Source organism: Staphylococcus sp. McC-251-APC-3A2 (assembly GCF_009695665.1).
GTDB classification, from domain to species: domain Bacteria; phylum Bacillota; class Bacilli; order Staphylococcales; family Staphylococcaceae; genus Staphylococcus; species Staphylococcus cohnii.
Map to the genome: position 1 here is coordinate 12335 of NZ_VUNO01000002.1, position 26037 is coordinate 38371.

The following is a 26037-nucleotide window of genomic DNA, read 5'->3' on the forward strand; positions in this document are numbered from 1 at the left end:
ATGTATCATTACACATCTAATTTTATTGATAACGATTCTCAATGTCAATAATTTTTTTATTAAAATTTGATAAAAATCAAATTTTATTCAATATTCTCATATTTTTGATATAACACATTTTTTCAATAACATCATCACTCTGATAATCTTTAGCTAAATTAGGTACAAACATACTTTGTGCTAAAGCTTTGTAACCTAAACTGAACTGTATTTTATCTCCGATACGGTAATGATCATTATTTAATAAATTTATCATAAGGTGGTCACTCGTCGCACCCAAAACTTTCACTTGATGATGTAATGGTTTAATGTCATTAACGTCTGTGTCTAAATTTCCTATATCTACAATTGCTTGTAAATAGTGTTCTCCATCATTCATGTTAATACGTGGTTTGATTTCAACAATTTCTGTTTCTAAAATGATGGCATTTTGATATAAAGTAGCAAATGAATTATTTGTAGTCGTTTCAATTCCTCTAAACAAAGTTTCTCCAACTCTTAATTCATTAATTTTTCCTAAATCGTTATAAAGCATTTGTAATAGCATACTAGAATTGCCACCTGAGATTATTTCAAATTTCATATGTGTTTCTTTCTCGATTGAAGTTATAAACTGATTGATCATCTCAACGTCCTCTTCGGTTGGAGCAATAGCATTAAAACACATAAAATTAAAAGCCAATCCTTTGAGGGAAATATGATGCATGTTAATAATTTCTCTAATATAAGCAATTACATCGTAAGTCAGCACACCTTCTCTAGCATCTTTCCAATCAACCATTAATAATATTTTATGTTTCACATTATAATTACTTGCGATTTCATTGATTTGTCGTATTGTTTTTAATTCAGTTTGGATGCTCATGTCAACGTGGCGTACTACATTTTCTAATTCATCATGGTTACTATTTCTAATTAATGTATAAGATATGGCTTCATCTGTACTTTTTAGAATATTGCTGATCCTTGCGTCTGCAACATGTGTAATGCCAATACTTTTCAACGTTTCAACGATTGTTTTATCACCCGCTACACATTTAATCACAGGTGTAAAAGCAATGTGATGTTGTTTTAAAAGTGTGTTTAATGTCATGGCGTTGTATTTAATTTTAGAAAGATTTATGTTGATTTTTGCCATAATTACACCTCATTACTTAAAGGATTATCTAAATCTACAGTTAAATAATTTTTAACCTTACCTTCCATTCGCATACGTAGCAATGCTTTCACATTTATTTTAGCTCCAAATAAGGTTTGTCGTAGTATGTGTGCATGTGCTTTTTTAGAATCAATGGATTGTTCAACTGCTTCGCGTACAAGGTCAAATAGTTCGTCTGCTTCAATACCATCATATTGCGTAAAATGATGTATTAGTTCTGAAATTTGATTTTGAATGACAGCATGTTGAAATTTTGCTATGACCGCTTCAATATTCTCGACGATTAAACTTTTATTAGTAACATTAATGTTAGGTAATTGAGCTTTTAACGTATCTAAGTCAATTCTTGAACCTCCTAAATCTCTGATCATAAACTTCATTTTAAAATCGTGGTTCAAATTAACAATTGTGTTTTGCATGTGCGCTTCTAATGCAACACCGTAATCTTGGATATAGGCTATTAATGGTTTTATAAGTGTTAATGCATAATTACTAATAAATTTTTTAATTGTCTCTTTGGTTAACTTTAGACCAAGCCATTCTATATAACTATCGACAATGATTTGATTATCTACAGGATTTCTATTGACCAAACTTCCAGTTACTATCGTGAGACCAGTGTTTGAAATTTGTGGCTGATAGCGCACAATACAAGCTAATTGGCGTGCGATATCTTCATCTGTATCAGCATATATACCATAGGGCTCCAACGCGACCTTTAATTGAGGATACACATCCATCATATCTTGCAGCTCATAACTTAATTTAGGACCGTCAACGGTTGTTACTGCTGAAACGGTTCTCACTGCACTTGTCGCCTGAACATTTATTGGTAATTTGACATGAAATGGTTTATTGAGTAGCTCCATTGTTCTAAAAGACAGTGTTGCTTTGGATTCTAAGTCAAACGGTGTCGCTACAAGACGTTGTGTTTCTATCCAATGTCCAAATTGTTGTGGAATAACATTTTCATATTGCCATGGATGTACAAATATAATTCGATAATCTGCTAAATCTAAATCATGTGAATCTAGAAATGCTTTTATTTTAACTTTATATTCAGGAATGACTTGATTGATGATATATTGTTCATCGTCTTCCATCGCAGTTGCTATACAAAATTGTTTATGGATAAGCATGATTTTCAATGGAATAATTTTTTCAAATTCAGGCGCATATAATTTAACTTCTTCATTCGTTAAGGGTAACTTTGTTTTAGTTAAAGGGTGCGTTGGATGCCCCTCCACTACAAGACTTTCAGAATAAATTAAATCATTAACGTCATTATCTTCTTTCATATGTTGGAGCCATGTAAAAAAGTTGATCGTAATTGGCATTCTTGAAAAATTCAAACTATCACGAATGTTAGATTGTCTATTATTAAAATGTTCATAACTCATCGCTAGTCCTTCTCGGCTTGATTGTAACTCTGCTGTTAGTCTAGTACTAATAGGGATATCAAATTGATTTGTTAATAATTCAAGCAATTGTTCCAAAGATTCAATATTAAAACTTGCGTCACCTTTAATATAACGTATCTCACCTTCAAAGACATAACGCATTAAAGGACTCTTTCTTATATAGTTAACATTTAATGCTTGTCCTTTGTATTGAAGTTCTAGGCATTTATCAAAAGACTTAAAGAACATTTGCTCAGGAAAAATATGTTCTTTAAGAATTGCATTAAACATGCGGTGTTGAATATTTAAATCTGCTAATTTCCATATATGATGCATCATACAACATTGCCTCCATTTGTTCTTTGTCTGTTAATCGTGCCAAATATTAATGCAATCGTTAAGGTACTTAATCCCATAATAATGAAGGTTTCTATAATACCTATGTACTCAGTTAAAAAACTCATGATCATGGCACCTAGGGGAATCATCCCTCTATCCATCATTACAACACTTAGTATTTTCCCTCGATGTTCTGATTTAACACGATGTTGAAAATAAATCCTATTAGTGGTACGCATCCATTGACTGAACAGACCAATTAAGAAAACTGAAATAAAAAAAACAACAATATTCTGGCTAATACTACCTAATAAAGAAACGCCAAATAATATCGAACTATAATAATACATCTTCACCATAGAGATGTTTTCTAGTAAATTAGGTAAAATCATCGTCGCAATAATACCACCTATTGCACAACATGTCATTGCTGTCCCAAACATCGTTACTTGTTCAGGGAACGTCTTATCTGTTAAAACTGGTAATAATGAAGTATATGTAAAACCACTAGCCATTATAAATAAAGATGTTACAAATATCCTAGTGCCAACACTATTATCTTTAAAGTATTCAAACACAAATTTAATACTCATTTGTGTTTGTGCTTCATTATCTCTCGGTTGTTCAATCTTGAGAGGCAAGCACAGCATTAAAGATATTAAGTAACATACCGCTTGTATAATGAAACTTATTTCTGCGTTATAACTCGCCATTACTAAACCTGCTATAGCAGGACCTATAGATCTACAAATATTAATAATAAATGAATGGTACGAAACAACCTGTGTTGTTGTTAAACGTTTCGTCAAATCTGGTAGTACAGATTGACGAACTGGCGTTTCTATTGCACTCATAATACCTCTACCCAATGAATATAATAAAAATACTACAATCGGTATATCCCATTCTTGAAAGATTAAGACACACAATAAAGTGGTAAGTAAGAAAGAAGAAGAGATAGTTATTTTCAATAATTTCCCCCTATTACATCGATCTGCTAATGCACCAGCCCATACACTTATGAGTAAAATAGGTACAAGACGGAAAAAATTAATGAGTCCAAGATGAATTGCGTTATGATATAACGTATACACATACCAATTTAAAGTGATATGTCCAATCCAATTTCCTAAAAATAATAGGAACGAACTTGGGAAAAAATACTTTGCCATAATTTCACCTGACTTTTTAATTGATAATAATTATCATTATCGATATTATGGATTATACAAATATCTTATACTTTTGTAAAATAATTTTTAGAGGTGCTTTATGAATTCAAAAAGTATTAACAACAATTTTTTAAATAATATTAACAATGACGAACAACATGCATTTGATTATTTATCATCAATCAATGAACAATGGGCAAAATTGTTCCTAAATATGCTTTTAGAAAGTCGAGATAAAATATCTCAAAGATTAATTTCTTCATTACATAGGGAAAATTTAGTAGAAAGTCGGAGCCACAGTAAGGTTATTTCTAATCAAGATTTGAACATTGAACACTTACCAGCAAACAGTAAATTGTTATCCATTGCGTTTCCTAAACTTAATAAGACACTATATGCAACTATAACAGGAGAACATGCATTTGATCGCTTAGATGTTCAAGGGCCATTTTATATTGAACACAATGGCAGTTACAATAGGGTACAACATCCAAATGAAATATTAAACATTATTTTAACAATATCGCCAGAACTTGATAATGAAGCTAGCACTCAATTTTATGAAGATTTGAACAATAGTGTCACAAATATGGCAATTGCATTAAGCTATCAAGCATACACATTAGAAAACAATAAAAAAAGTTTATATGATTTAATTATAAATTCAGAGGATAGTTATTTGAGTTCTGAACAGTTTGTTATTGAAGGACACCCAATTCATCCGGGAGCTAAATTACGAAAAGGAATGACACCAGAAACTGTAATTAATTATTCAGCGGAATTTGGTAATGCCATATCCTTACAATTTATTTTAATACATAAATCAATAGCAAAAGCTCAAACTTATATTGAAGAAGAAAATGATTTACTTTTTAGAATGTTTGAAGGGTTAGAAGCAGCTGTTATGAATCATGTTGGTCGTGATCAAATTAATCAATATTACGTAATGGTCGTGCATCCATGGCAATACGACCATATATTATTACAGGAGTACAAAGCAGAATTAAATACCAAGAAAGTGATACCAATTGATTATCAACAATCATATTACGCAGGACTATCATTTAGAACATTAATGCCCAAATATCCTGAAAAATTACCTCATATTAAGTTATCAACTAATGTTCATATTACTGGTGAGATAAGAACATTATCTGAACAAACTACAATAAATGGGCCACAGGTAACACGTATCCTTAATGATATTAAACAAAATGATTCATTGTTTAAGCATATAAACGCTGATACAATTGATGAGCTTGCCGGTATTCATTTTTATAACTCATTGGATGAGACAACTATCAGAACAAAAAGAAGTGAACAACTAGGTACATTATTTAGAACCAATATTTATCAATTGATCAAAAATGATACTACACCCATCATTCCTTCAGCATTAGTTACTTCAACTATATATAATGATGAACCATTAATTGTCTCGTTAATTAAAAAATATAAAGAAAAAAATAAACTTCCGACCTTTGAAATAGCTGCTTTATCTTGGATACAACAATACAGCCAAGCCTTAATAGATATCACGATTCCTCTATATGTGAAATACGGAATCGCCCTTGAAGCGCATCTACAAAATTCAATCGCTACATTTACCGAAGATGGGCTTTTAGATACACTTTATATACGTGATTTTGAAGGGCTACGTATAGATCAAATGCACTTAAATAAGATGGGCTATAGTACTGCAAAATTTCATGAAAAATCTTTAATTTTATCTGACCAACCTCAAACAGTATTCAATAAAGTTTTTTACTCAAGTATTCAAAATCATCTCGGTGAATTAATTGTCAGTATTACAAAATCAAGTGAGCACTCTAATTTTGAAACTCAACTTTGGCAATTGATCCATGATATTTTAATTGCTAAATTAAAAGTTATTGCAAATGATATAGATGACCAACAACGCGTAGAAAATATTAAATCAATTCTATTGGCACCAAAAATAGATTATAAATGTGTTACAACGATGCGCCTCACAGATGAAGCGGATTATTATACTTATATCAAGGTTAGCAATCCATTATATCAGGAATAAAAATACGCTATATGAACGTACAAAAAAACTACCGGTAAAGTAATTACTTTACCGGTAGTTTTGTATTAAGCATTATTGTAAGCCTTTATTTTCGTTGTTTGAATCTTGGCTTTTTTCATTTTTTTGTGACCATTCTTTTCTAGTCATCACGTCTTCAACACGCATATTCACTTCTACAACTTCAAGACCAGTAATATATTTAACTTGTTCTTTTACTAAGTCTGTCACTTTGCGGAAGATTTTAGGTGCAGATTCACCATATTCTAAAATAACTTTTAAATCAACTGCCGCTTGTTTTTCGCCTACTTCAACGCTAACACCTTGTGTTACGTTGTTACTGCTACCAAATGAACTAGAAATGTTATCAACGAAGCCGCCTTTCATTTCTAAAATACCATTTACTTCGCGTGCAGCAATACCAGCAATTTTTTCAATAACTTCGTCTGAGAAAGTTAACTTATTAGTGAATTCTGGTTCTTGTTGCTGTTGTTGTTGCTGTTGTTGCTGTTCTTGCTCTTTTTCTTTTACTCCAGTTTGATTATCATATGCTTGTTTTGCTTTATTATTATCTACTGCCATAATTAATTCTCCTTTTTTATATAAGATTTTAAAATGATTAATTTACTATTTTAAATTAATTAACTCCATCGATTTAAGAAATTCAAAAAATCCTGCTTACGGTCTTTAGTATACCCAATACCAATACCAATTAAACATAAAACAATTATTAATATTGTACTCCAGAAACCTAACGTTAAAAATAAGATAGCGATAATTAGAAATGCTAAAAATCCAATTATTCTCCATTTAAACGTTTTGAAAAAATCAACAACTTCTTGTGTAGAATCTTGTCTTTGTTGGTTATTATTGTTAGCCATGATAACCCTCCCTTACAACACACGTTTGCCTGAGGCTTTTTGATCTCTAACATTAACCTCTAATTTTGAAACTGGTAATTCTGTGAAATGCTCAACATTTTGTTTAATGTCATTTCTTACTTCTTCTGTCAATGAACCAACTTGAACATCACCTGGAACAAAGAAATCCGCTTTTAAAGCAATATGTGATTTCTTTTTCTTGTTATATAGTTTCGCTATAACATTTGGTTGACGAATTTGGTCATATTTTACAAGTGTATCGTATGCAGATTTTTCAACTGCTTTTCTTGATACATAAATATGTCCATCTTCATAGTCTTTATAAAGTCCAGGTTTTCTGTACGTAGGTTTAAACAAGCTAAATACAAGTATTAGACCTATTAAAATCAGTAGGGCTGCTAAGCCAATAAGCGTCGGTTCAAACCAATTAAATTGCTTGAAGTAGTCTTGGTACTCACTAATTCTAGAATCTTTGATATACATAAATAGTAAAAAACCAACGATGACTACGATTAATAGACCTAGTATAAAATTTTTAATTCGCTTCACCTCGTATGACACCTCCTATAGTTAAATTATATGTACATGTCATACATCTTTATACCCCGTTAAATAAAAGTAAAAACATTTTAAATTGAAATTATAATGTATTTGGTAAAATAATTTTAATTACTGTCGTGATGCGTTTGTGATTGACTATTTTTTTCATGGTCTTGACTCGCTTTTCGATATTGTAAATATTTTTCATCTGAAACAAGTAATTTATTGCTAGGCCGTGGTTTTTCAATTGATAATGATTTGAATAACGACCAAATCATAAAGATAATAACGATTGAAAAAGGTAATGCTGCTATGATTAATAAGTTTTGTATTGACTGTGTACCACCTGTATAAATCATAATCATAGCAAATAGTGCTAAAATAACACCCCAACTTACTTTTACTACGCCAGATGGATTAATACTCCCTTTAGAACTCAACATACCTAGCACATAAGTTGCAGAGTCTGCTGAAGTAACAAAGAAAATCATAATTACAATGAGTGTAATAATACTGAGTAAAAATCCTAATGGAAAATGCTCAAGTGTTGCAAATGTTGCAGTTTCAGTTGCCTCTTTAGCAATGTTGGCAATGCCATTTTGCTGTAAATAAATCGCTGACGCCCCGAACACTGCAAAGAATAAAAAACAAACAAGTGCAGGTACAAAAAGTACACCTAAAATAAATTCTTTAATTGTTCTACCTCGAGAAACTCGAGCAATGAATATGCCAACAAAAGGTGCCCAAGAGACCCACCATGCCCAGTAGAAAATTGTCCACTGTTGCAACCATTGGAATTTCTCCCCACCTGATTGTGGAATACGTAAACTCATGTTAAAGAAATTAGCAATATAATCTCCCAATGAGTTAGTAAACGTATTTAAAATGTTTAACGTAGGTCCGACACAAAATAATGCGATTAATACTACAAAAGCTAAAAACATATTAATATTACTTAAGTTTTTAATGCCTTTATCAATACCTGACCAAGCAGACCACGTAAATAACACTGTAGCAATAACAATAATCACAACTTGTGTACCAAAATTAGAAGGTATTTTAAATAAAAAATTTAGACCTTCATTAATTTGTAATGCACCAAATCCAAGTGTCGCAGCAACACCAGTCACTGTGGCGATAATTGCAAGCACATCGATTGCGCCACCTATTGGCCCACGCATCATCTTTTCTCCTAAAACTGGTCTTAATGTAGCACTCACTAATCCAGGATAACCTTTATGAAAATTAAAGTATGCAAACACAAGTCCAACAATTCCGTACACTGCCCATGCATGTATACCCCAGTGGAAAAATGAGAACTGCATCGCTTCATTTATAGCAGTTTGTGTTCCTGCTTTATGTATCGGTGTTAATGTAAATGCATGACTGATAGGTTCAGCTGTTGTCCAAAATACTAAACCAATCCCCATACCCGCACTAAACAACATTGCAAACCATGATTTTAGTGAAAATTCTGGGTCTTCTCCTTCTTCTCCTAAAGTTATTGTTGAATATCTAGAAAATAATAAATAAATAGATACAACTAAAATAGCTAATACTAATAGTAAATAATACCATCCAAAATTTACTGCAATAAAATTGGTAATCGCTTGTGTAACCGATTCTAATTGTTTAGGCGCAATTGCGCCATAAATAACAAATAGCGTACAAATCGTTAGCGCTACCCAAAAAACTACTGTTAATTTTTTAAGACGCATATTAACATGACACTCTCCCTTTACTTTATGTGTCATATATACCCTTACATCGTGGTAATATGCGTAATTTATGAATTTAATTGTATTTAACACTTTAATTTATACATTTTATATCTTAAATTGTGCGTATATTCAAAAGTAATAATTTTCGATATTGATATTGTGAGAAACCGTTACTTTGAAAAAATAAAGGAGCAAAATAACAATCAAATATACTGTTTTGATTGTCTTTGCTCCTTTGTAGCAGCTATTTTATTGAAAGCTGTTAAACTTTTATAGTATTGCTTAACAATAAGAATTTCTCAATAGCAGTGTTCATATTTATAACATCGTGCACTTTTACTAAATAGAAATAACTAATTTGCCAACCATGCTGTGGTTTTCCATTTTTTTATGCGCTTCATAAATATTATCTGCTGTTAATCCTTTTAACACTTCATTTGCTGTTGGTTTATAGTCGCCTGATTCTACTTTGTTAGTGATATCTTTTAAATAGGTACCATGAATAGACATATCTTCTGTTTTATTTAACGGTCTTGAATACATATATTCATGTGTAAAGGTTACACTTTTAGGCTTCAATAAATTTAAATCTTGCTTATTGTTGAAAGCAACAATTGTAGCAATCTTACCGCGTGGTTTTACTAATTCAATCATTTTTTCGTAATACAAGTCCGTATCAAAAGTACAAAATATATAATCTACTTCACTAATTTCATATTTTTTAAATTCATCTGTCAGATTATTTTTATGATTCAACACGATGTCTGCACCTAATGATTTTGACCAATTATACGTTTCATTGCGAGATGCAGTGGTGATGACGTGTAGCCCGTAATACTTTGCTATCTGTGTTGCGATACTGCCTACGCCACCTGCGCCATTAATTATTAATATGGACTTGCCTTCATTTTCTTCTGGATTATGAGAAATATTAAAAACATCAAAAAGCGTTTCTGAAGCTGTTAAACCAGTTAAAGGGAGACTTGCCGCTTCAACATCACTAATATTACTCGGCTTCAATGCTACCAATCGTTCATCAACAAGTTGATATGTCTGATTCGATCCTTGATACGAAGGTGAACCTGAATAATAAACTTCATCGCCAATCTTAAATTGTTTAACATCTTCGCCTATAGCTTCTACAACACCTACAGCATCATATCCTAAAATTCTTGGCGACTCATTTATAGACGATTGTCTAATTTTCGTATCTACTGGATTCACACTAATAGCAGTTAAACGCACTAATAATTCATATTGCTGAGGCTTTGGCTTCTCTATATCCATTTCATAAAATTGATTATCCTCATCTAATGTAAACGGTCTATCTGCAGCAATTGCTTTCATATGTGCATCTCCTTTACTTATAAATTGTCTGAAACTTGGACCACTTGTTTACCAAAATTATCTCCAGTAAATAAATTTCTAAATGCATTAGGCACGTTTTCAAATCCTTCTACGATCGAAGTTTTTGTTTTTATTTTATCTTCATTTACCCACTGAGCAAGCTGTTGACTCGCTTGTTTAAAGTCATCAGCAAAATTTGCAACAACAAATCCTTTCATAAGTGCTTGTGATTTTATCAAAATCGGCTGAATACGTGGTCCGTGCTCAATACTTTTATCATTATAGCCAGAAATTGCACCACATACTGGAATTCTAGCAAATTGATTTAAGTGTTTCATTACTTCATCTGCAATGTGTCCACCAACATTTTCAAAATAAACATCTACACCATCTGGAACTGCTTGAGCTAATTGTTCTGAGAAGTTATCAGCTTTATAATCTACACTAGCATCAAATCCTAATTGTTCAGTTAAATATTTCGTTTTGGTTGTTCCGCCTGCAATACCAACCACACGCGCACCTTTTAATTTAGCTATTTGACCTACTACTGAACCGACAGCCCCTGAAGCTGCAGATACAACAACAGTTTCTCCTTCTTTTGGTTGGCCGATTTTTAGCAGACCATGGTATGCCGTTTGACCAGTCATACCTAATACACTTAGATATAAATAAAGTGGAATGTCTCTCTGAGTAATTTTCGTAACTTTTTGAGCTGATACATTTGTATATTTTTGCCAAGGTAACATACCTAATACATAATCACCTTGCTCAAAAGTGTCAGCGTTGGATTGCACTACTTTTCCAACAATATGTCCTGCCAATGGTTCATCTAATTGAAATGGTTGTATATAAGATTTACTATCATCCATTCTGCCACGCATATATGGATCTACCGAAATATATATCGCTTCAACTTGAATCTCATCATTACCAGGCTCATCTATTTCAATAGTTTCGTATCTAAATACATCATCAGAAGGTATGCCTTCTGGGCGTTTTGCTAATACAATGCTTTCTGTTTTCATTATTTTGCCTCCATTTCATATTTTCTTCTATTCTATAGTGATGAAGTTATGCAATCAATCAAATCGCTTATTTGATATTTTGTCCTCGTGTTATGATAAATAAAATGGAGCACTTAAATGATTGTAATGAAGGAGAGTGTAATATGCGATTAAGTATACTAGACTATGTTCCAATATTTGAAGGCAGCGATACTACTCAAGCGATAAATCATTCTGTTGAATTAGCTCAATTTGCAGAATCGCTAGGTTTTTATCGATTTTGGGTTGCTGAACATCACAAAGTATTGTCAGTTGCTTCTAGTGCTCCTGAAATGATAATGATGACTTTGCTAGAAAATACAAATTCGATTCGCATAGGCAGTGGTGGTGTTATGCTTCCTCACTATAGTGCATATAAAGTAGCAGAAGTATTTAAAATACTAGAAGGACGTCATCCCGGCAGAGTGGATTTAGGCATTGGCCGTTCTATGAGTTTTAAAAATGTAAATCAAGCATTAAATGAAAACAAAACAACCAACGTTGATTTTAAAACACAAATTGTGGATTTAACAAACTATTTTAATGATGACATTCAAAGACAAAGATTTCTTGGATTATACGCTACACCTTTAATCAATACACAACCTGATATGCATTTATTGGGCACAAGCCAAAATAGCGCTGAACTCGCTGCACAACTTGGTTTACCCTTTGTCACTGCTTTAATGGGTAAGAATAAAGATAAGGTTAAACAATCCATCGATGATTATCGAAAACTATTTTCAAAACTTCATCCAAACCGAACACCTTATGTTATTATTTCAACTTTTGTAATCACTGCAAATGACATTCAAAAGATTAAAGAATTGGAACAAGCTTTTCATCTATGGTTATTGCGTATTAACTATTTAAAACAACCTAGTCACTATCCATCAATTACATTTGCTCAACAAAGACAACCATCTACTAGAGAACTTGAAAAAATGAGGCAAAATGAACCACGCTTTATCAGTGGTTTACCAAATGAAGTTTACACACAATTACAAGCAATCGCACATAACTACAATGCGGATGAAGTAATGATTCAACCACATGTTTATGGGGAGTCAAACCGCAAAAACGTGTTACAATTATTAGCAATTGAAAACAATCAATTTTAAGTTTTTTATAATGAGTAAATATAGTGACTTCATAACTGTTCAAAAGATAATTCTAATATAATAGAGTTATCTTTTTTATTTATAATTCCCAAAGAAATGCATTAATTTGATCTGTAACTTTTTCATTATCATGAAGCTCGCTATGTTCAGCTTTAGGTCCATAAATTTTGTATGCTTTATAAGTTTTAACATGATTTGATAATAAGTACCTTAACGATTCTGATGATACATTCGTTACTCTACCATCAGAATGCGTCCCGTCTTTTAAATCACCATAAATATTAAGAACTTCAGCGTTTTTAGGATAGTGTGCTTGCATGGATAATAAATCGCGGTATTCTTTTAACATCTTGTTGGGTTTGCCATTTTTGTCTAAATGTATATTTAAGTCTAAACCATTGATATCTACTTCTCCGTTAAAGTTTCCAGCTAAACTAACTTGCTTATTCAACTTAGGTAAAACACTATCATCACCATACTTTAACATATAATAACTAAAAGATTGATTTCCCATTGAATGTGCAACAAAATTAAATTTTTTAAAATGATATTTTGCATTAAAAGCTATCATAACATTTTTGATCCATTGTGCATTTTTTTCTAAATTTTTATTTTCATTATCTTCAAGTATAATTTTTATAATTGGACGCTTCATATTGTTAGATATATTTTTATTAAATGTCACCTTTCCATTTGATGAAACTTTAGCTTCAACAACGTCATTTGTAATATTATTTTGGACTGCCGAATTTACCATGTATTTTTCTGATTGAGTTGTTCCAGAATAACCATGTAAATAAAATGTCGGTACTGATGTTTCACTGGACATGTTTTTAATTAACGTTTTGTTAAACACTTGGTTCATGACCAAAAGAATAATGCTAGAAAAAATAATTAATATTAATACGATACTCAATTTTTTTAAGTGATGATTTAGTTTGTTGAATGTCATATGTATAACCTCTAATACTGTTTTATTTTATTATACTTCATACTATTTGAACTTACTAAAATAAAACAAATTCTTTCTATTTTTACGAGTACAAAAGTTGTATACATTTTTGATTATTTATAAAACAAAAAACTTCCCATATTAATATGGGAAGTTTGAAACGTTTCTTCTGTTTGACATCAATTACCTAAGCAATTAATGTACCAAATCTGTGAGCGAAAAATATTCGCAACAACATTTGGGAAATTAACGTTTTGAGAATTGTGGTGAACGACGAGCTTTTTTAAGACCTGGTTTTTTACGTTCTTTCATACGTGGGTCACGTGTAAGTAATCCAGCGCGTTTTAATGAACCTCTATATTCAGGATCTGCTTCTAATAAAGCACGTGCAATACCATGACGGATAGCTTGTGCTTGTCCAGTGAAGCCACCACCGTGAACGTTAACTAATACATCATAGTTACCTTTAGTTTCTGTAACATCAAATGGTTGGTTTAAGTCTAAGATTAATGATTCGAATGGTAAGTAGCTACGTACATCAGTGTGGTTAACAGTAATGTTACCTTCGCCAGGTACTAAACGTACACGTGCTACTGAGTTTTTACGACGGCCTGTGCCTTTATATTCAACTTGTGCCAATGTAATTTCCTCCTTTTAATTAACCACGTAACTCGTAGTTTTCTGGTTGTTGTGCAGCGTGTGGATGTTCAGCGCCACCATATACAAATAATTTTTTGCCTTGTTTTTCACCTAGACGTGTGCTTGGTAACATACCTTTAATTGAGTTTTCAAGTAGACGTTCTGGGTTTGTAGCTTTTAACTCACCAGCAGAGATTGATTTGATTCCGCCTGGGTGGTTACTATGACGGTAATACATTTTGTCTTGTTCTTTATTACCAGTGAATTGAATTTTAGCAGCGTTGATGATAATTACATAATCACCTGAATCAACGTGTGGTGTATAAGTTACTTTATTTTTACCGCGTAGAATAGCAGCTACTTCTGATGATAAACGACCAAGTGTTTTACCTTCAGCATCAATAACATACCATTTGCGCTCAATGTTTGCTTCATTAGCCATAAATGTTTGACGCATATAATTGTCCTCCTAGAATAAATAAATGTTTCTTGTCTAATTAAAGTGATATTTAAACTTAAATTCATTTATTTTGTTAATTTATAATTTCTACGTGCTTCTATATCTTGTTACACAATAAGATTCCGGGGCTTATCGTGGGGTGATATAAAACAATACCGTTAGTTATCGTATAATTTTTATGGGGTTTTGTCAATGTAATTCAACTATTTTGTGTAGATTTTTTTTGATATATTTTTATATCTTCACCAAAGTCTCTTTTCAGTGCTTCGGGGGATAAATATATATGTTCCAAATACAATCCATCAGCTGGTGCAGTGAACGGAACTTTATTGCGATCTTTAGCAATTAATAATTGTGGAACTACCTCAGGTTGGAATTTCCCTTTGCCTACTCCAATTAAAAATGCTACTAACACACGCACCATATTATATAAAAATCCCGAACCAGTAACGACATAATCAAAACCATATTCTGTTTTTTCTATTTTACTTTCATATAACGTACGGACTTTACTTTCAACTTCTGTTTTTTGGGAACAAAATCCAGTAAAGTCATGTGTACCAATAAACAAATTGGCAGCTTGTGACATTTTTTCAAAGTTTAAACTTTCTGGTACGTGATTTTTTAAACCACATTCAAATGGATTTTTATTAGGTGATTGATAAACTTTATAGCGATAAGTTTTACCGACACAATCATAACGACAATGGAATGATTCATCTACAAATGAAACATCTTTCACATAAACATCATCAGGCAATGCCCGATTCATCGCATATCGCCATTGATCTGGTGAAATGTTAAGCTCTGTATCAAAATGAAAATATTGTTCTAATGCATGCACGCCACGATCAGTTCGACTACTAGGATGTATTCTAATATGTCGTTTGTGCATGCGTTTAAGTATTTTTTCAAATTGTTGTTGTACGGTTCTACCATTATTTTGAATTTGAAAACCTAAGAATTGACTACCCTGATATGAAATATTTACTAAAACACGAACCATTCTTTACACTCCCATATACTTTAACACAAATAATATTATTGCTATTGGTATAATTGAAATCAATAACAAACTATCAGACCATTGCCAGTCTAATTGACGATAACTTGTTCGCTGTTTGTTTGTTTCATAACCACGGACTTCCATTGCAATGGCTAAATCTTCTGCTCTTTGGAAAGCTGAGATAAATAAGGGTATCAATAAAGGAATAAATGCTTTAACTCTGTTAATTAACCCCCCAGAACTGATTTCAGAACCTCTTGATTTCTGTGCTAAGATAATCTTATCTAGCTCATTCATTAAAGTTGGAATAAAACGTAAAGCGATTGACATCATCATACTCAGTAAATGTACAGGAACTTTTATCAACTTTAATGGATATAATAATCGTTCAAACGCATCAGTAAGATCTAATGGACTTGTCGTTAAAGTCATGATCGTAGATACCATAATGATAAACATTAGCCTCAACACAATATAAATACCTTCTAAAACGCCCTGAGTATCAATTGAAATAAACCCTATCTCAAATATACGCATACCACCTTTAGTTAAAAACAAATGCATTAAAAAGGTGAAAATCAGAAAAATCCATATAGGTGTTAATCCCTTTATTAAAAACCAAGATTTTATGTGCGCTGCTTTCATCATGGTTACAATGATCAAGAATAACCATAAATAAGTGATAAATGAATGTGCAAAAAATATTAGTATGATAAATAAAAATACAAATATTAATTTGGCACGTGGATCACGACGATGTACAAAAGTGTCTAATGGAAGATAACGTCCTATAATAAACTTATCTCTCATGTTGTTGCCACTCCTTATACATCTCAGTGAATTCTGATTCGGTTAATGCCGTGCGCTCAAATTTAAATTGATGCTTTGCTTCAATATCTCTCTGTAATTTGACGATGTCTGGTACATCTAAATGCATATCTTTAACATAGTCGTCAGCATTAAACAATTTTCTTGGAGAACAGCTTTCCACTAACTTGCCATGTTTAATAATTTTCACTTCATCAACATATTTTGCAACATCATTCATTTCATGCGTAACTAATATGATTGTTTTATTTTGTTCAAGCTGAAGTTTCTTTAACATTTCCATGATTTGATTTCTACTTTTAGGGTCAAGTCCTGCAGTAGGTTCATCTAAAATAACAATATCTGGATCCATAGCTAATATAGAAGTAATTGCTATTTTTCTCATTTGACCTCCCGACATTTGGAAAGGTGATTGTTCAAGTATATCCCTATTAAAACCGAACTCTAATAATAATTGAAATGCCCGTGTTTTTACTTCTTCAAGTGGCATATTAAAATTTTTAGGTCCGAATAAAATTTCTCGTTCCACGGAGTCTTCAAAAAGTTGTGATTCTGGAAATTGGAATACTACCCCTACACGCTTACGCACTTGCTTTAAATATTTATCTCTAGTCTTGTGCGTAATCATGACCTCATTGACCTCTAAAGCGCCATGTGACGGTTTTAGCAATCCATTAATATGCTGTATTAATGTAGACTTACCAGAGCCTGTTTGACCAATCACTGCATAATACTTACCTTGTTCAAAAGTAGTTACAATCTCTTTCAATGCAAGATGTTCATAAGGTGTTCCTTTTTGATAAACATAGGACACTTGATTGAATTTAACAGTCATAATTTGCTTACCAACCCTTCATAAGAAATATAGTCAGTAACACCTAATAGTTGTTGGCTCATTCTCATTGCAAACGGTAAATCTAAACCTATTTGTGTTAATGCCTCTCCTTTATTAAAAATAACTTGAGGCAAACCTGATTGATATAGAAAGCCTTGGTTTAAAACAACTAAATGATCCGCATCTATAGCTTCAGATAAATCATGAGTGATGGATATAATTGTCACATCTTTTTCTTCCTTTAAACGATGTATGAGTGAAATTAATTCTGTTCTACCTTCTGGATCTAACATAGACGTCGCTTCATCTAATATGATGATATCTGTATTTAATGCTAAAACACCTGCGATAGCGACACGCTGTTTTTGGCCACCAGAAAGTGATTGCGGCTCATATGTAGCTCTGTCCAGCATATCTACATCCGCTAATGCTTTAGGCACAATTTCATGCATTTTCTCGTAAGTCATAGCATTATTTTCTAAACCAAATGCTACATCAAATTCCACAGTAGACCCAACAAATTGATTTTCTGGATTTTGAAATACAATTCCTATATGCTGTCTCAACTTATTTAAGTTATCGTCATTGATACTAACACCGTTTAAATATATTTGGCCCTCAAAAGGTTTTTGAATGCCTATCATCAGTTTTGCTATCGTTGATTTACCTGAACCATTATGACCTACTATAGAGGTCCATTTGCCTCTAGGAATGCTAAATGATACATCATTTAACGCAAGTGGTTCATCGCTATTATATTTAAAAGATACATGATCAAATTTAATTATTTCTTCTGCTTGCGTTATCATACCAGTTATCTCCTAAATCAAAAATATTAATCATATACTTAATCATTTTACATGAAAAACGATAAATAAGCACTTCATCTTCATTAATTTCTCTTTTAAATTTTATTTATTGAGACACGCATAAAGATAATTTTGAGCATAAAATACACTTCTCATTAATATAAATAGTTAACAATTATTGTTTCTTAGCAATTTATCTACTTTTAAATTTATGAACAAAATATTGCCTAGTTAGAACTTCTTATGCATTGGCTCTATGAATGTATTCCTTTACCTTACCCAAATTAAGGCTCAGCGGTTCGCTATTGCTTCGCAATTGCATAAGTCCCCCTAAATTCTTCGAATTAAGGCTCAGCAGTTCGCTATTGCTTCGCAATTGCATAAGTCCCCCTAAATTCTTCGAATTAAGGCTCAGCAGTTCGCTATTGCTTCGCAATTGCATAAGTCCCCCTAAATTCTTCGAATTAAGGCTCAGCGGTTCGCTATTGCTTCGCAATTGCATAAGTCCCCCTAAATTCTTCGAATTAAGGCTCAGCAGTTCGCTATTGCTTCGCAATTGCATAAGTCCCCCTAAATTCTTCGAATTAAGGCTCAGCAGTTCGCTATTGCTTCGCAATTGCATAAGTCCCCCTAAATTCTTCGAATTAAGGCTCAGCGGTTCGCTATTGCTTCGCAATTGCATAAGTCCCCCTAAATTCTTCGAATTAAGGCTCAGCAGTTCGCTATTGCTTCGCAATTGCATAAGTCCCCCTAAATTCTTCGAATTAAGGGGGACTAACAAAAAAAAGCGCGCACCCCATCATATTTGAGTTCACGCTTTAAAATTTATTAAGTTTGATGGGGTACTCTGAGCTAGACAATATTTGTATGTGGCAAACATTATCGTTGCACTCATTTGCTTTATACATAGTAGTATGTGTATTTAAATTAAACTAATTCTATAATTACTGATTCAGCACCGTCACCGCGACGAGGGCCTACTTTAAGGATACGTGTGTAACCACCTTGACGTTCTGTATAACGTTCAGCAATTTCACCAAATAATTTTTGAAGTGCAGTTTGTGTAGTTTCATCTTCATTTAAGACTTCAACATTACGTAAAGTTTTAGCAGCTTGACGACGAGATGCTAAATCTCCTTTTTTACCTAAAGTGATTAATTTTTCAACAACACTACGTAATTCTTTTGCACGTGCTTCTGTCGTTTCAACACGTTCACTAACAATAAGTGAAGTAGCTAAGTCACGTAACATCGCTTTACGTTGATCAGAAGTACGACCTAATTTTCTGTAACCCATGAGTTAACCTCCTTTTTATTAATCTTCTTTTCTAAGACCTAAGCCTAGATCTTCAAGTTTATATTTAACTTCTTCTAATGATTTGCGTCCTAAATTGCGCACTTTCATCATATCTGCTTCAGATTTATCAGCTAATTCTTGAACAGAATTAATACCTGCGCGTTTCAAACAGTTATATGAACGGACAGATAAGTCTAATTCTTCTATAGACATTTCAAGTACTTTTTCTTTTTGATCTTCTTCTTTTTCAATCATGATTTCAGCATTTTGTGCTTCATCAGTTAATCCAACGAAGATGTTCAAATGTTCAGTTAGGATTTTTGCCGCTAGAGAAACAGACTCTTGTGGCGTAATTGAACCATTAGTCCAAACATCCAAAGTTAATTTATCAAAATCACTACTTTGACCTACACGTGTGTTTTCTACAGTATAGTTAACACGTTCTACTGGTGAATATAGTGAATCCACTGGAATTACACCAATTGGTAAATCACTAGTGTTATTTTGTTCTGCTAATGCGTAACCTCTACCCTTATTAGCAACAAGACGGATTTTTAAATGTCCACCTTTAGATACTGTTGCGATTTTAATCTCAGGATTTAAAATCTCTACATCACTATCATGCGTGATGTCGCTTGCAGTAACTTCGCCTTCATCTTTTACATCAATCTCTAATGTTTTATCTTCTTCAGAATAAATTTTCAATGCTAGCTTTTTGATGTTCATAATAATTGTTGAAACATCTTCTACAACATTATCTATTGCTGAGAATTCATGTAATACACCTTCGATTTCGATGTACTTAACGGCTGCACCTGGTAATGAAGATAGTAGGATACGACGTAAGGAGTTTCCTAGTGTAGTACCGTAGCCACGTTCTAGTGGTTCAACAACGAACTTACCGAATTTAGCATCTTCACTAATTTCAATTGTTTCAATTCTAGGTTTTTCGATTTCAATCATTTACAAATATCCTCCTTGATTACGTCGACTTGAATTGTACTGTGTTTCTCAGTGACTTGCGACAATAACGATAATATTATACGCGACGACGTTTTGGTGGACGACAACCATTATGTGGTACTGGAGTAACGTCACGGATTGCAGTTACATCTAATCCAGCTGATTGTAATGCACGGATCGCTGATTCACGACCTGGGCCAGGACCTTTAACAGTAACTTCAACAGTTTTTAAACCATGTTCCATAGCTGCTTTAGCTGCAGTTTCTGATGCCATTTGTGCTGCAAATGGTGTTGATTTTTTTGATCCTTTAAATCCAAGTGCACCTGCTGATGACCATGATAAAGCATTACCAAATTCATCAGTAATAGTTACGATTGTATTATTGAATGTTGAGCGGATGTGTGCCACACCATTCTCAATATTCTTTTTCACTCTACGTTTACGAGATACTTGTTTACGTGCCATTTAAAATTTGCCTCCTTTACCTATTATTTTTTCTTGTTAGCTACAGTTTTAACTGGGCCTTTACGAGTACGAGCATTGTTTTTTGTCTTTTGTCCGCGTACTGGTAAACCACGACGGTGACGGATACCACGGTATGATGAGATTTCCATTAAACGTTTAATGTTTAAGTTTTGCTCACGACGTAAGTCACCTTCTACTTTATAATTGTCTACTACTTCACGGATACGACCTAATTCGTCATCAGTTAAGTCTTTAACGCGAGTATCTGTAGATACATTAGCTTCTTCAACAATTTTTTGAGCTGTAGTAGTACCGATACCATATACATAAGTTAAAGAAATAACAATACGTTTTTCACGTGGAATATCTACTCCTGCAATACGTGCCATAATTATTTACACCTCTCTTTATTAACCTTGTCTTTGTTTGTGTTTTGGATTGCTACAAATTACCATTACTTTACCTTTACGTTTAATGACTTTACATTTTTCGCAAATTGGTTTTACTGATGGTCTTACTTTCATTTTAATACCTCCCTATATTATGGAGTGACGATTATTTATAACGATACGTAATTCTTCCGCGTGTTAAATCATACGGAGACATTTCTACAGTTACTTTGTCGCCAGGTAGAATTCGAATATAATTCATTCTGATTTTACCACTTACGTGAGCTAAAATCTCATGACCATTTTCTAATTCTACTTTAAACATTGCATTTGGTAAAGTATCTAATACTGTACCTTCTAATTCAATAACATCTTGCTTAGCCATTTATTAACTTCCCCCTTTTTACAATAGTTGGTTATCGTCTAAGATCAACTATAACCATACGAGTCTATAAGTGTTGTTAATAAGTTCAACAAAATTAAAATGAATTACTATATCGCATTGTCACTCTTTTTCGTTTATACTCTTGGCATTACATAGACCGTACAAAGTTGATACTATTTTAGGTTCTCAAGAATATCGATTACGTTTGAAGTAACCTCATTAATATCTTTTGAACCATCAATGTTTTTCAATACATTTTCATTATCATAGTATTCTAGGATTGGCTTAGATTGTTTTACATTGACATTTAAACGATTTGCAACTGTTTCTGGGTTGTCATCTTCACGTTGGTATAATTTACCACCGTCAATATCACAAATGCCATCAACTTTTGGAGGATTGAATACAAGATGATAAGTGTGCCCGCATTTTTCGCAAATTCTACGACCAGTAAGGCGGTTCATTAATTCTTCTTCAGGTACCTCTATATTGATAACAGCATCAATTTTTCTATCTAGTTCTTGCATGATTTCACTTAATGCTTTTGCTTGTTCAATAGTACGAGGAAAGCCGTCAAGTAAGAATCCTTTTTTTGCATCGTCTTCAGAAATTCTTTCTTTAACAATGCCCACAGTAACTTCATCAGGGACTAATTCTCCACGATCCATGTACGATTTAGCTTCTTTTCCTAAATCAGTTTCATCTTTAATCGCTTTTCTGAACATGTCTCCAGTAGATATGTGTGGAATTGGGAATTTCTTAACAATTTCACTCGCTTGAGTTCCTTTACCTGCGCCAGGTAAACCCATTAAAATGATATTCATAAGTGCCCTCCTACAATTTATCTACCACCAAAGCCTCTATAATCTTTTTGACTCACTTGAGCTTCAAGACTCTTCATTGTTTCAATCGCAACACCAATTACGATAAGTAGACTTGTACCACCGACTTGTATCGATTGTGGTAAGTCCATCACCTTAGTAGCAATGATTGGTAGTATAGCAACGACAGCTAAGAATATTGATCCTACAAAGGTCAATCTGTAGAGAACTTTAGTAATATATTTTTTTGTTTGTTCGCCAGGTCTAATACCCGGAACATAACTGCCTTGTTTTTTAAGGTTATCAGACATCTTTTCAGGATTGACTTGTACAAATGCATAGAAATATGTGAATGCAATAATAAGAATCACATAAACAATCATCCCTATATTATTTGATGGATTTGCAACGTCAGATATTTTTTGCGCCCAACTTGCATCAGGGAAGAACAAAGTTAATGTTCTTGGTAATAAGAAGAACGCCATTGCAAAGATGACTGGGATAACCCCTGCAGAGTTAACTTTCAAAGGTAAATATGTTGCTTGTGAACCTAATCGTTGTGCAGACTGTTTTTTCGCATATTGAATTGGTATTTTTCTAATAGCTTGTAGTACGAATATTGCACCAACCGTTAGCAATACCATTCCAACAATTAATCCAATAACTTTTAACCATGCTAAAGTTGTATCATCTTGTCCTACAAAGGACTGCTGGTAAAACTGGATTAATGATGAAGGTAATGAAGATAAAATACCTCCAAAGATAATGATGGAAATACCATTACCAACACCGAATTGAGTGATTTGTTCACCTATCCAAATTAAAAACGCTGTACCAGCTGTTAACACAACAGCTATTGTTAGGTAGCTTATTACGGACTGATCCATAATAAGTTGACCTTTCAAATAATTATTAAATTGGAACGCCATTCCTATTGATTGGATAAAAGCAAGTACAATCGCAAAATAACGGGTTACGTTATTAAGTTTTTTTCTACCTGCATCACCTTGTTTTGCCCACTCTGAAAACTTTGGAACAATATCCATTTGTAATAACTGCATCACAATTGATGCAGTAATATATGGCATTATACCCATGGCAAAGATAGAAAAGTTCTGCAAGGCTCCGCCACCAAACGTGTTAAGTAAGTCAGTGACACCTTGAGAACCTTGTTGACTGTCAAAAGCAGCTGGATTTACGCCAGGTGCTGGAATATAAGTACCTATTTTAAAAATAACTAACATTGCGAGCGTAAAAAAGATCTTGTTACGAACTTCTTTTGTAGTAAAGAAGCTCACAAGCGTTTGAAACATTAGATCACCTCGTGTGCTCCGCCTTTAGCATCAATAGCTTCTGCTGCAGAAGCAGAGAATTTGTTAGCTTTCACTGTTAACTTCTTGTCAAGTGAACCACTACCTAGTACTTTAATACCAGATTTTTCACTTTTAACTACACCAGATTCTACTAATAAAGCAGGAGTTACTTCAGTACCATCCTCAAATTTATTAAGTTGGTCTAAGTTAACAATAGCATATTCTTTGCGGTTAATGTTAGTAAAACCTCGTTTTGGTAAACGGCGGAATAAAGGTAATTGTCCACCTTCAAATCCTGGTCTAATACTACCACCTGAACGCGCTTTTTGTCCTTTTTGTCCACGGCCACTAGTTTTACCGTTACCAGTAGCTGCACCACGACCTACGCGGTTACGAACTTTACGAGAACCTTCTGCTGGTTTTAACTCATGTAATTTCATTTCGGCACCTCCTTAATTATTTTTCTTCTACTGTCACTAAGTGACTTACTTTGTTGATTTGCCCACGAATAGCAGGGTTATCTTCAACAACTACTGAAGAGTTTGTTTTTTTCAAACCTAAAGCTTCAACAGTTTTACGTTGTGTTTCTGGACGACCTATAACACTACGAGTGAGGGTAATTTGTAATTTAGCCATAACTTATTTTCCCTCCTTAATTATATAATTCTTCTACTGACTTGCCACGTAATTTCGCAACTTGTTCAGCATTTTTAAGGTTTTGTAATCCATTAATTGTTGCACGCACCATATTGATTGGTGTGTTTGAACCTAAAGATTTACTTAAGATATCAGTGATACCTGCTAGTTCTAATACTGCACGAACAGGACCACCCGCAATAACACCAGTACCAGGAGCTGCTGGTTTCATTAATACACTACCTGAACTGAATTGTCCAGTGATCATGTGAGGAGTTGTACCTTCGACACGTGGAACTTCAACTAAGTTTTTCTTAGCTGCTTCAACTGCTTTTTTGATTGCTTCAGGTACCTCTTGTGCTTTACCAGTACCGAATCCAACGCGACCGTTTTTATCTCCAACTACTACTAAAGCGCTGAAACGGAAACTACGACCACCTTTTACAACTTTTGCAACACGATTAATTGTAACAACGCGTTCTTCAAATTCTTTCGCTTCTTCTCTACGAGCCATATAAATGTCCCTCCTTTAAATTAAAATTGTAAACCATTTTCACGAGCTGCATCTGCTAATGCTTTAACACGTCCGTGATATAAATATCCTCCGCGGTCAAATACAATTGTTTTTACGCCTTTTTCATTCGCTCTTTTAGCAATTGTTTCGCCGACTTTAGCTGATAAATCAACTTTAGATCCAGTTTCATTAGCTAGATCTTTTTCTTGTGTTGAAGCTTGTGCTAATGTTTTACCATTAACATCATCGATAACTTGTGCATAAATGTGTTTGTTTGAACGATAAACATTTAAACGTGGTTTTTCAGCAGTGCCAGATAATTTGTTACGGACACGAGCATGTCTTTTCAAACGCACTTTGTTTTTATCAATTTTGCTGATCATTTTATTACTCCTTTCTTCTGAAAGTTATTTATTATTTACCAGTTTTACCTTCTTTACGGCGAACGTATTCACCTTGGTAACGAATTCCTTTACCTTTATAAGGTTCTGGAGGTCTTACTGAACGAATGTTTGAAGCAATAGCTCCAACTTGTTCTTTTGAAATACCTTCTACAGTTACTGTAGTGTTTTTATCAACACCGAAAGTGATACCATCTTCAGCTTTAAATTCAACTGGGTGTGAGTATCCAACGTTTAATACTAGGTCATTACCTTGCATTTGAGCACGGTAACCTACACCTACAAGTTCAAGTGTTTTTTTGTAGCCATCTTTAACACCTAGAATCATATTATTAATCAAAGCACGAGTTGTACCATGAACTGTTCTGTCATTTTGAGAATCAGTTGGTCTTACAACTTCTAATGTGTTTTCATCTTGCTTATATGTCATTCTTTCATTCATTGTTTGTGATAATTCGCCTTTTGGACCTTTAACAGAAACTGTATTTCCTTCGATAGTTACTGTAACGTCACTAGGGATGTCAATAATTTTTTTACCAACACGACTCATGTTA

Annotated in this window: 32 protein-coding genes; 2 read left to right on the forward strand and 30 right to left on the reverse strand. The window is 33.2% G+C overall.

All coding sequences use genetic code 11. From position 1 onward, the window contains the following. Nucleotides 1–76: 76 nt before the first annotated feature. From FYJ81_RS04925 to FYJ81_RS04935, 3 genes are read right to left on the reverse strand one after another with little or no spacing between them, the layout of a single operon-like run. Nucleotides 77–1138: an alanine racemase gene (locus FYJ81_RS04925; protein WP_107383887.1), complete on the reverse strand. Its 1062-nt coding sequence runs from the start codon at nt 1136–1138 to the stop codon at nt 77–79. 2 nt (nt 1139–1140) lie between these two features. After that, nucleotides 1141–2898 (reverse strand): IucA/IucC family protein, encoded by a 1758-nt coding sequence (locus FYJ81_RS04930; protein WP_107383888.1) that lies wholly within the window; start codon nt 2896–2898, stop codon nt 1141–1143. Further along, nucleotides 2895–4070 (reverse strand): MFS transporter, encoded by a 1176-nt coding sequence (locus tag FYJ81_RS04935; RefSeq protein WP_107383889.1) that lies wholly within the window; start codon nt 4068–4070, stop codon nt 2895–2897. The genes FYJ81_RS04930 and FYJ81_RS04935 overlap by 4 nt, the downstream gene beginning before the upstream one ends. Before the next feature lie 100 nt (nt 4071–4170). On the opposite strand from FYJ81_RS04935, the gene FYJ81_RS04940 reads away from it, so the two are divergent. Then, entirely contained in the window at nt 4171–6120 is a 1950-nt protein-coding gene (locus FYJ81_RS04940; RefSeq protein ID WP_107517845.1) for an IucA/IucC family protein, read from the forward strand. 72 nt (nt 6121–6192) lie between these two features. Here the strand turns inward: FYJ81_RS04940 and FYJ81_RS04945 are convergent, their stop codons facing one another. The 6 genes from FYJ81_RS04945 to FYJ81_RS04970 all read right to left on the reverse strand — a co-directional run bounded on the left by FYJ81_RS04945 (nt 6193) and on the right by FYJ81_RS04970 (nt 11631). After that, entirely contained in the window at nt 6193–6699 is a 507-nt protein-coding gene (locus tag FYJ81_RS04945) for an Asp23/Gls24 family envelope stress response protein (RefSeq protein WP_107383891.1), read from the reverse strand. A 59-nt stretch (nt 6700–6758) separates the two neighbouring features. After that, nucleotides 6759–6998 carry a DUF2273 domain-containing protein gene (locus tag FYJ81_RS04950; protein WP_019468675.1) on the reverse strand — a complete coding sequence of 80 codons (240 nt, stop codon included), beginning with the start codon at nt 6996–6998 and terminating at the stop codon, nt 6759–6761. Nucleotides 6999–7010: 12 nt separating this feature from the next. Continuing rightward, a complete protein-coding gene (gene amaP / locus FYJ81_RS04955) occupies nt 7011–7547 on the reverse strand; it encodes an alkaline shock response membrane anchor protein AmaP (protein ID WP_107383892.1) in 537 nt (178 codons plus the stop codon). A gap of 116 nt (nt 7548–7663) precedes the next feature. Then, the gene (locus tag FYJ81_RS04960; RefSeq protein WP_107383893.1) at nt 7664–9256 is read right to left on the reverse strand and encodes a BCCT family transporter; all 1593 of its coding nucleotides are present in this window, start codon (nt 9254–9256) and stop codon (nt 7664–7666) included. 342 nt (nt 9257–9598) lie between these two features. After that, nucleotides 9599–10606 (reverse strand): zinc-binding alcohol dehydrogenase family protein, encoded by a 1008-nt coding sequence (locus FYJ81_RS04965; protein WP_154409407.1) that lies wholly within the window; start codon nt 10604–10606, stop codon nt 9599–9601. 17 nt (nt 10607–10623) lie between these two features. Continuing rightward, nucleotides 10624–11631, reverse strand: a complete 1008-nt coding sequence (locus FYJ81_RS04970) for an NADP-dependent oxidoreductase (RefSeq protein ID WP_107383895.1) — start codon at nt 11629–11631, stop codon at nt 10624–10626. Between the two features lie 143 nt (nt 11632–11774). Between FYJ81_RS04970 and FYJ81_RS04975 the strand changes: the two genes are divergently transcribed. After that, nucleotides 11775–12770 (forward strand): LLM class flavin-dependent oxidoreductase, encoded by a 996-nt coding sequence (locus FYJ81_RS04975; RefSeq protein WP_107383896.1) that lies wholly within the window; start codon nt 11775–11777, stop codon nt 12768–12770. Nucleotides 12771–12849: 79 nt separating this feature from the next. On the opposite strand, the gene FYJ81_RS04980 is transcribed toward FYJ81_RS04975, so the two are convergent. The 21 genes from FYJ81_RS04980 to rplF form a co-directional block, all read right to left on the reverse strand. After that, nucleotides 12850–13722: an alpha/beta hydrolase gene (locus tag FYJ81_RS04980; protein WP_154409408.1), complete on the reverse strand. Its 873-nt coding sequence runs from the start codon at nt 13720–13722 to the stop codon at nt 12850–12852. A gap of 246 nt (nt 13723–13968) precedes the next feature. Further along, entirely contained in the window at nt 13969–14361 is a 393-nt protein-coding gene (gene rpsI / locus FYJ81_RS04985) for a 30S ribosomal protein S9 (RefSeq protein ID WP_019468668.1), read from the reverse strand. 19 nt (nt 14362–14380) lie between these two features. Continuing rightward, entirely contained in the window at nt 14381–14818 is a 438-nt protein-coding gene (rplM, locus tag FYJ81_RS04990) for a 50S ribosomal protein L13 (RefSeq protein ID WP_107383898.1), read from the reverse strand. A gap of 202 nt (nt 14819–15020) precedes the next feature. Then, entirely contained in the window at nt 15021–15827 is an 807-nt protein-coding gene (truA, locus tag FYJ81_RS04995) for a tRNA pseudouridine(38-40) synthase TruA (RefSeq protein WP_107386077.1), read from the reverse strand. 3 nt (nt 15828–15830) lie between these two features. Then, nucleotides 15831–16637 (reverse strand): energy-coupling factor transporter transmembrane component T family protein, encoded by an 807-nt coding sequence (locus FYJ81_RS05000; RefSeq protein WP_107383900.1) that lies wholly within the window; start codon nt 16635–16637, stop codon nt 15831–15833. Further along, a complete protein-coding gene (locus FYJ81_RS05005) occupies nt 16627–17490 on the reverse strand; it encodes an energy-coupling factor transporter ATPase (RefSeq protein WP_107383901.1) in 864 nt (287 codons plus the stop codon). Before FYJ81_RS05005 ends, FYJ81_RS05000 begins: the two co-directional genes overlap by 11 nt. Then, nucleotides 17487–18299, reverse strand: a complete 813-nt coding sequence (locus FYJ81_RS05010; RefSeq protein ID WP_019468663.1) for an energy-coupling factor transporter ATPase — start codon at nt 18297–18299, stop codon at nt 17487–17489. The genes FYJ81_RS05005 and FYJ81_RS05010 overlap by 4 nt, the downstream gene beginning before the upstream one ends. Nucleotides 18300–18540: 241 nt before the next feature. Beyond that, nucleotides 18541–19041 carry a hypothetical protein gene (locus FYJ81_RS05015; RefSeq protein WP_154409409.1) on the reverse strand — a complete coding sequence of 167 codons (501 nt, stop codon included), beginning with the start codon at nt 19039–19041 and terminating at the stop codon, nt 18541–18543. A gap of 185 nt (nt 19042–19226) precedes the next feature. Then, complete coding sequence (gene rplQ, locus FYJ81_RS05020; protein WP_019468662.1) at nt 19227–19595, reverse strand: 50S ribosomal protein L17; 369 nt, start codon at nt 19593–19595, stop codon at nt 19227–19229. Between the two features lie 18 nt (nt 19596–19613). Continuing rightward, entirely contained in the window at nt 19614–20558 is a 945-nt protein-coding gene (locus tag FYJ81_RS05025) for a DNA-directed RNA polymerase subunit alpha (RefSeq protein WP_019468661.1), read from the reverse strand. 76 nt (nt 20559–20634) lie between these two features. Further along, nucleotides 20635–21024 carry a 30S ribosomal protein S11 gene (rpsK, locus tag FYJ81_RS05030; protein ID WP_019468660.1) on the reverse strand — a complete coding sequence of 130 codons (390 nt, stop codon included), beginning with the start codon at nt 21022–21024 and terminating at the stop codon, nt 20635–20637. A gap of 23 nt (nt 21025–21047) precedes the next feature. Further along, complete coding sequence (gene rpsM / locus FYJ81_RS05035) at nt 21048–21413, reverse strand: 30S ribosomal protein S13 (RefSeq protein WP_107383902.1); 366 nt, start codon at nt 21411–21413, stop codon at nt 21048–21050. Between the two features lie 21 nt (nt 21414–21434). Then, nucleotides 21435–21548: a 50S ribosomal protein L36 gene (rpmJ, locus tag FYJ81_RS05040; RefSeq protein ID WP_002482634.1), complete on the reverse strand. Its 114-nt coding sequence runs from the start codon at nt 21546–21548 to the stop codon at nt 21435–21437. A 31-nt stretch (nt 21549–21579) separates the two neighbouring features. Continuing rightward, nucleotides 21580–21798 (reverse strand): translation initiation factor IF-1, encoded by a 219-nt coding sequence (gene infA, locus FYJ81_RS05045; RefSeq protein ID WP_001118443.1) that lies wholly within the window; start codon nt 21796–21798, stop codon nt 21580–21582. Between the two features lie 173 nt (nt 21799–21971). Then, entirely contained in the window at nt 21972–22622 is a 651-nt protein-coding gene (locus FYJ81_RS05050) for an adenylate kinase (RefSeq protein ID WP_019468658.1), read from the reverse strand. Nucleotides 22623–22639: 17 nt separating this feature from the next. Further along, complete coding sequence (gene secY / locus FYJ81_RS05055; protein ID WP_107383903.1) at nt 22640–23932, reverse strand: preprotein translocase subunit SecY; 1293 nt, start codon at nt 23930–23932, stop codon at nt 22640–22642. Continuing rightward, the gene (gene rplO / locus FYJ81_RS05060; protein WP_019468656.1) at nt 23932–24372 is read right to left on the reverse strand and encodes a 50S ribosomal protein L15; all 441 of its coding nucleotides are present in this window, start codon (nt 24370–24372) and stop codon (nt 23932–23934) included. Before rplO ends, secY begins: the two co-directional genes overlap by 1 nt. A gap of 16 nt (nt 24373–24388) precedes the next feature. Further along, entirely contained in the window at nt 24389–24568 is a 180-nt protein-coding gene (gene rpmD, locus FYJ81_RS05065; RefSeq protein ID WP_002482630.1) for a 50S ribosomal protein L30, read from the reverse strand. 16 nt (nt 24569–24584) lie between these two features. Beyond that, nucleotides 24585–25082 (reverse strand): 30S ribosomal protein S5, encoded by a 498-nt coding sequence (rpsE, locus tag FYJ81_RS05070; protein ID WP_019468655.1) that lies wholly within the window; start codon nt 25080–25082, stop codon nt 24585–24587. 20 nt (nt 25083–25102) lie between these two features. Then, nucleotides 25103–25465: a 50S ribosomal protein L18 gene (rplR, locus tag FYJ81_RS05075; protein WP_107383904.1), complete on the reverse strand. Its 363-nt coding sequence runs from the start codon at nt 25463–25465 to the stop codon at nt 25103–25105. A gap of 31 nt (nt 25466–25496) precedes the next feature. Further along, nucleotides 25497–26033, reverse strand: a complete 537-nt coding sequence (gene rplF / locus FYJ81_RS05080) for a 50S ribosomal protein L6 (RefSeq protein WP_019468653.1) — start codon at nt 26031–26033, stop codon at nt 25497–25499. Nucleotides 26034–26037: the final 4 nt, after the last annotated feature.

Bases quoted from the DNA above. Each gene is read 5' to 3' on its own strand.
- rplQ (WP_019468662.1), bottom strand. From the start codon at position 19,595: ATGGGTTACAGAAAATTAGGTCGTACTTCTGATCAACGTAAAGCGATG.
- rpsE (WP_019468655.1), bottom strand. From the start codon at position 25,082: ATGGCTCGTAGAGAAGAAGCGAAAGAATTTGAAGAACGCGTTGTTACA.
- FYJ81_RS05025 (WP_019468661.1), bottom strand. From the start codon at position 20,558: ATGATTGAAATCGAAAAACCTAGAATTGAAACAATTGAAATTAGTGAA.
- FYJ81_RS05050 (WP_019468658.1), bottom strand. From the start codon at position 22,622: ATGAATATCATTTTAATGGGTTTACCTGGCGCAGGTAAAGGAACTCAA.
- rpmD (WP_002482630.1), bottom strand. From the start codon at position 24,568: ATGGCTAAATTACAAATTACCCTCACTCGTAGTGTTATAGGTCGTCCA.
- FYJ81_RS05000 (WP_107383900.1), bottom strand. From the start codon at position 16,637: ATGAGAGATAAGTTTATTATAGGACGTTATCTTCCATTAGACACTTTT.
- FYJ81_RS04960 (WP_107383893.1), bottom strand. From the start codon at position 9,256: ATGCGTCTTAAAAAATTAACAGTAGTTTTTTGGGTAGCGCTAACGATT.
- rpmJ (WP_002482634.1), bottom strand. From the start codon at position 21,548: ATGAAAGTAAGACCATCAGTAAAACCAATTTGCGAAAAATGTAAAGTC.
- rplF (WP_019468653.1), bottom strand. From the start codon at position 26,033: ATGAGTCGTGTTGGTAAAAAAATTATTGACATCCCTAGTGACGTTACA.
- infA (WP_001118443.1), bottom strand. From the start codon at position 21,798: ATGGCTAAGCAAGATGTTATTGAATTAGAAGGTACAGTATTAGATACT.
- FYJ81_RS05010 (WP_019468663.1), bottom strand. From the start codon at position 18,299: ATGATAACGCAAGCAGAAGAAATAATTAAATTTGATCATGTATCTTTT.
- rplR (WP_107383904.1), bottom strand. From the start codon at position 25,465: ATGATCAGCAAAATTGATAAAAACAAAGTGCGTTTGAAAAGACATGCT.
- FYJ81_RS04980 (WP_154409408.1), bottom strand. From the start codon at position 13,722: ATGACATTCAACAAACTAAATCATCACTTAAAAAAATTGAGTATCGTA.
- truA (WP_107386077.1), bottom strand. From the start codon at position 15,827: ATGGTTCGTGTTTTAGTAAATATTTCATATCAGGGTAGTCAATTCTTA.
- secY (WP_107383903.1), bottom strand. From the start codon at position 23,932: ATGTTTCAAACGCTTGTGAGCTTCTTTACTACAAAAGAAGTTCGTAAC.
- FYJ81_RS05015 (WP_154409409.1), bottom strand. From the start codon at position 19,041: ATGCAATTGCGAAGCAATAGCGAACTGCTGAGCCTTAATTCGAAGAAT.
- rpsK (WP_019468660.1), bottom strand. From the start codon at position 21,024: ATGGCACGTAAACAAGTATCTCGTAAACGTAGAGTGAAAAAGAATATT.
- rplO (WP_019468656.1), bottom strand. From the start codon at position 24,372: ATGAAATTACATGAGTTAAAACCAGCAGAAGGTTCTCGTAAAGTTCGT.
- FYJ81_RS04930 (WP_107383888.1), bottom strand. From the start codon at position 2,898: ATGATGCATCATATATGGAAATTAGCAGATTTAAATATTCAACACCGC.
- FYJ81_RS04935 (WP_107383889.1), bottom strand. From the start codon at position 4,070: ATGGCAAAGTATTTTTTCCCAAGTTCGTTCCTATTATTTTTAGGAAAT.
- FYJ81_RS04970 (WP_107383895.1), bottom strand. From the start codon at position 11,631: ATGAAAACAGAAAGCATTGTATTAGCAAAACGCCCAGAAGGCATACCT.
- FYJ81_RS04950 (WP_019468675.1), bottom strand. From the start codon at position 6,998: ATGGCTAACAATAATAACCAACAAAGACAAGATTCTACACAAGAAGTT.
- rplM (WP_107383898.1), bottom strand. From the start codon at position 14,818: ATGCGTCAAACATTTATGGCTAATGAAGCAAACATTGAGCGCAAATGG.
- FYJ81_RS04945 (WP_107383891.1), bottom strand. From the start codon at position 6,699: ATGGCAGTAGATAATAATAAAGCAAAACAAGCATATGATAATCAAACT.
- FYJ81_RS04940 (WP_107517845.1), top strand. From the start codon at position 4,171: ATGAATTCAAAAAGTATTAACAACAATTTTTTAAATAATATTAACAAT.
- FYJ81_RS04925 (WP_107383887.1), bottom strand. From the start codon at position 1,138: ATGGCAAAAATCAACATAAATCTTTCTAAAATTAAATACAACGCCATG.
- FYJ81_RS04975 (WP_107383896.1), top strand. From the start codon at position 11,775: ATGCGATTAAGTATACTAGACTATGTTCCAATATTTGAAGGCAGCGAT.
- rpsM (WP_107383902.1), bottom strand. From the start codon at position 21,413: ATGGCACGTATTGCAGGAGTAGATATTCCACGTGAAAAACGTATTGTT.
- FYJ81_RS05005 (WP_107383901.1), bottom strand. From the start codon at position 17,490: ATGACTGTTAAATTCAATCAAGTGTCCTATGTTTATCAAAAAGGAACA.
- FYJ81_RS04965 (WP_154409407.1), bottom strand. From the start codon at position 10,606: ATGAAAGCAATTGCTGCAGATAGACCGTTTACATTAGATGAGGATAAT.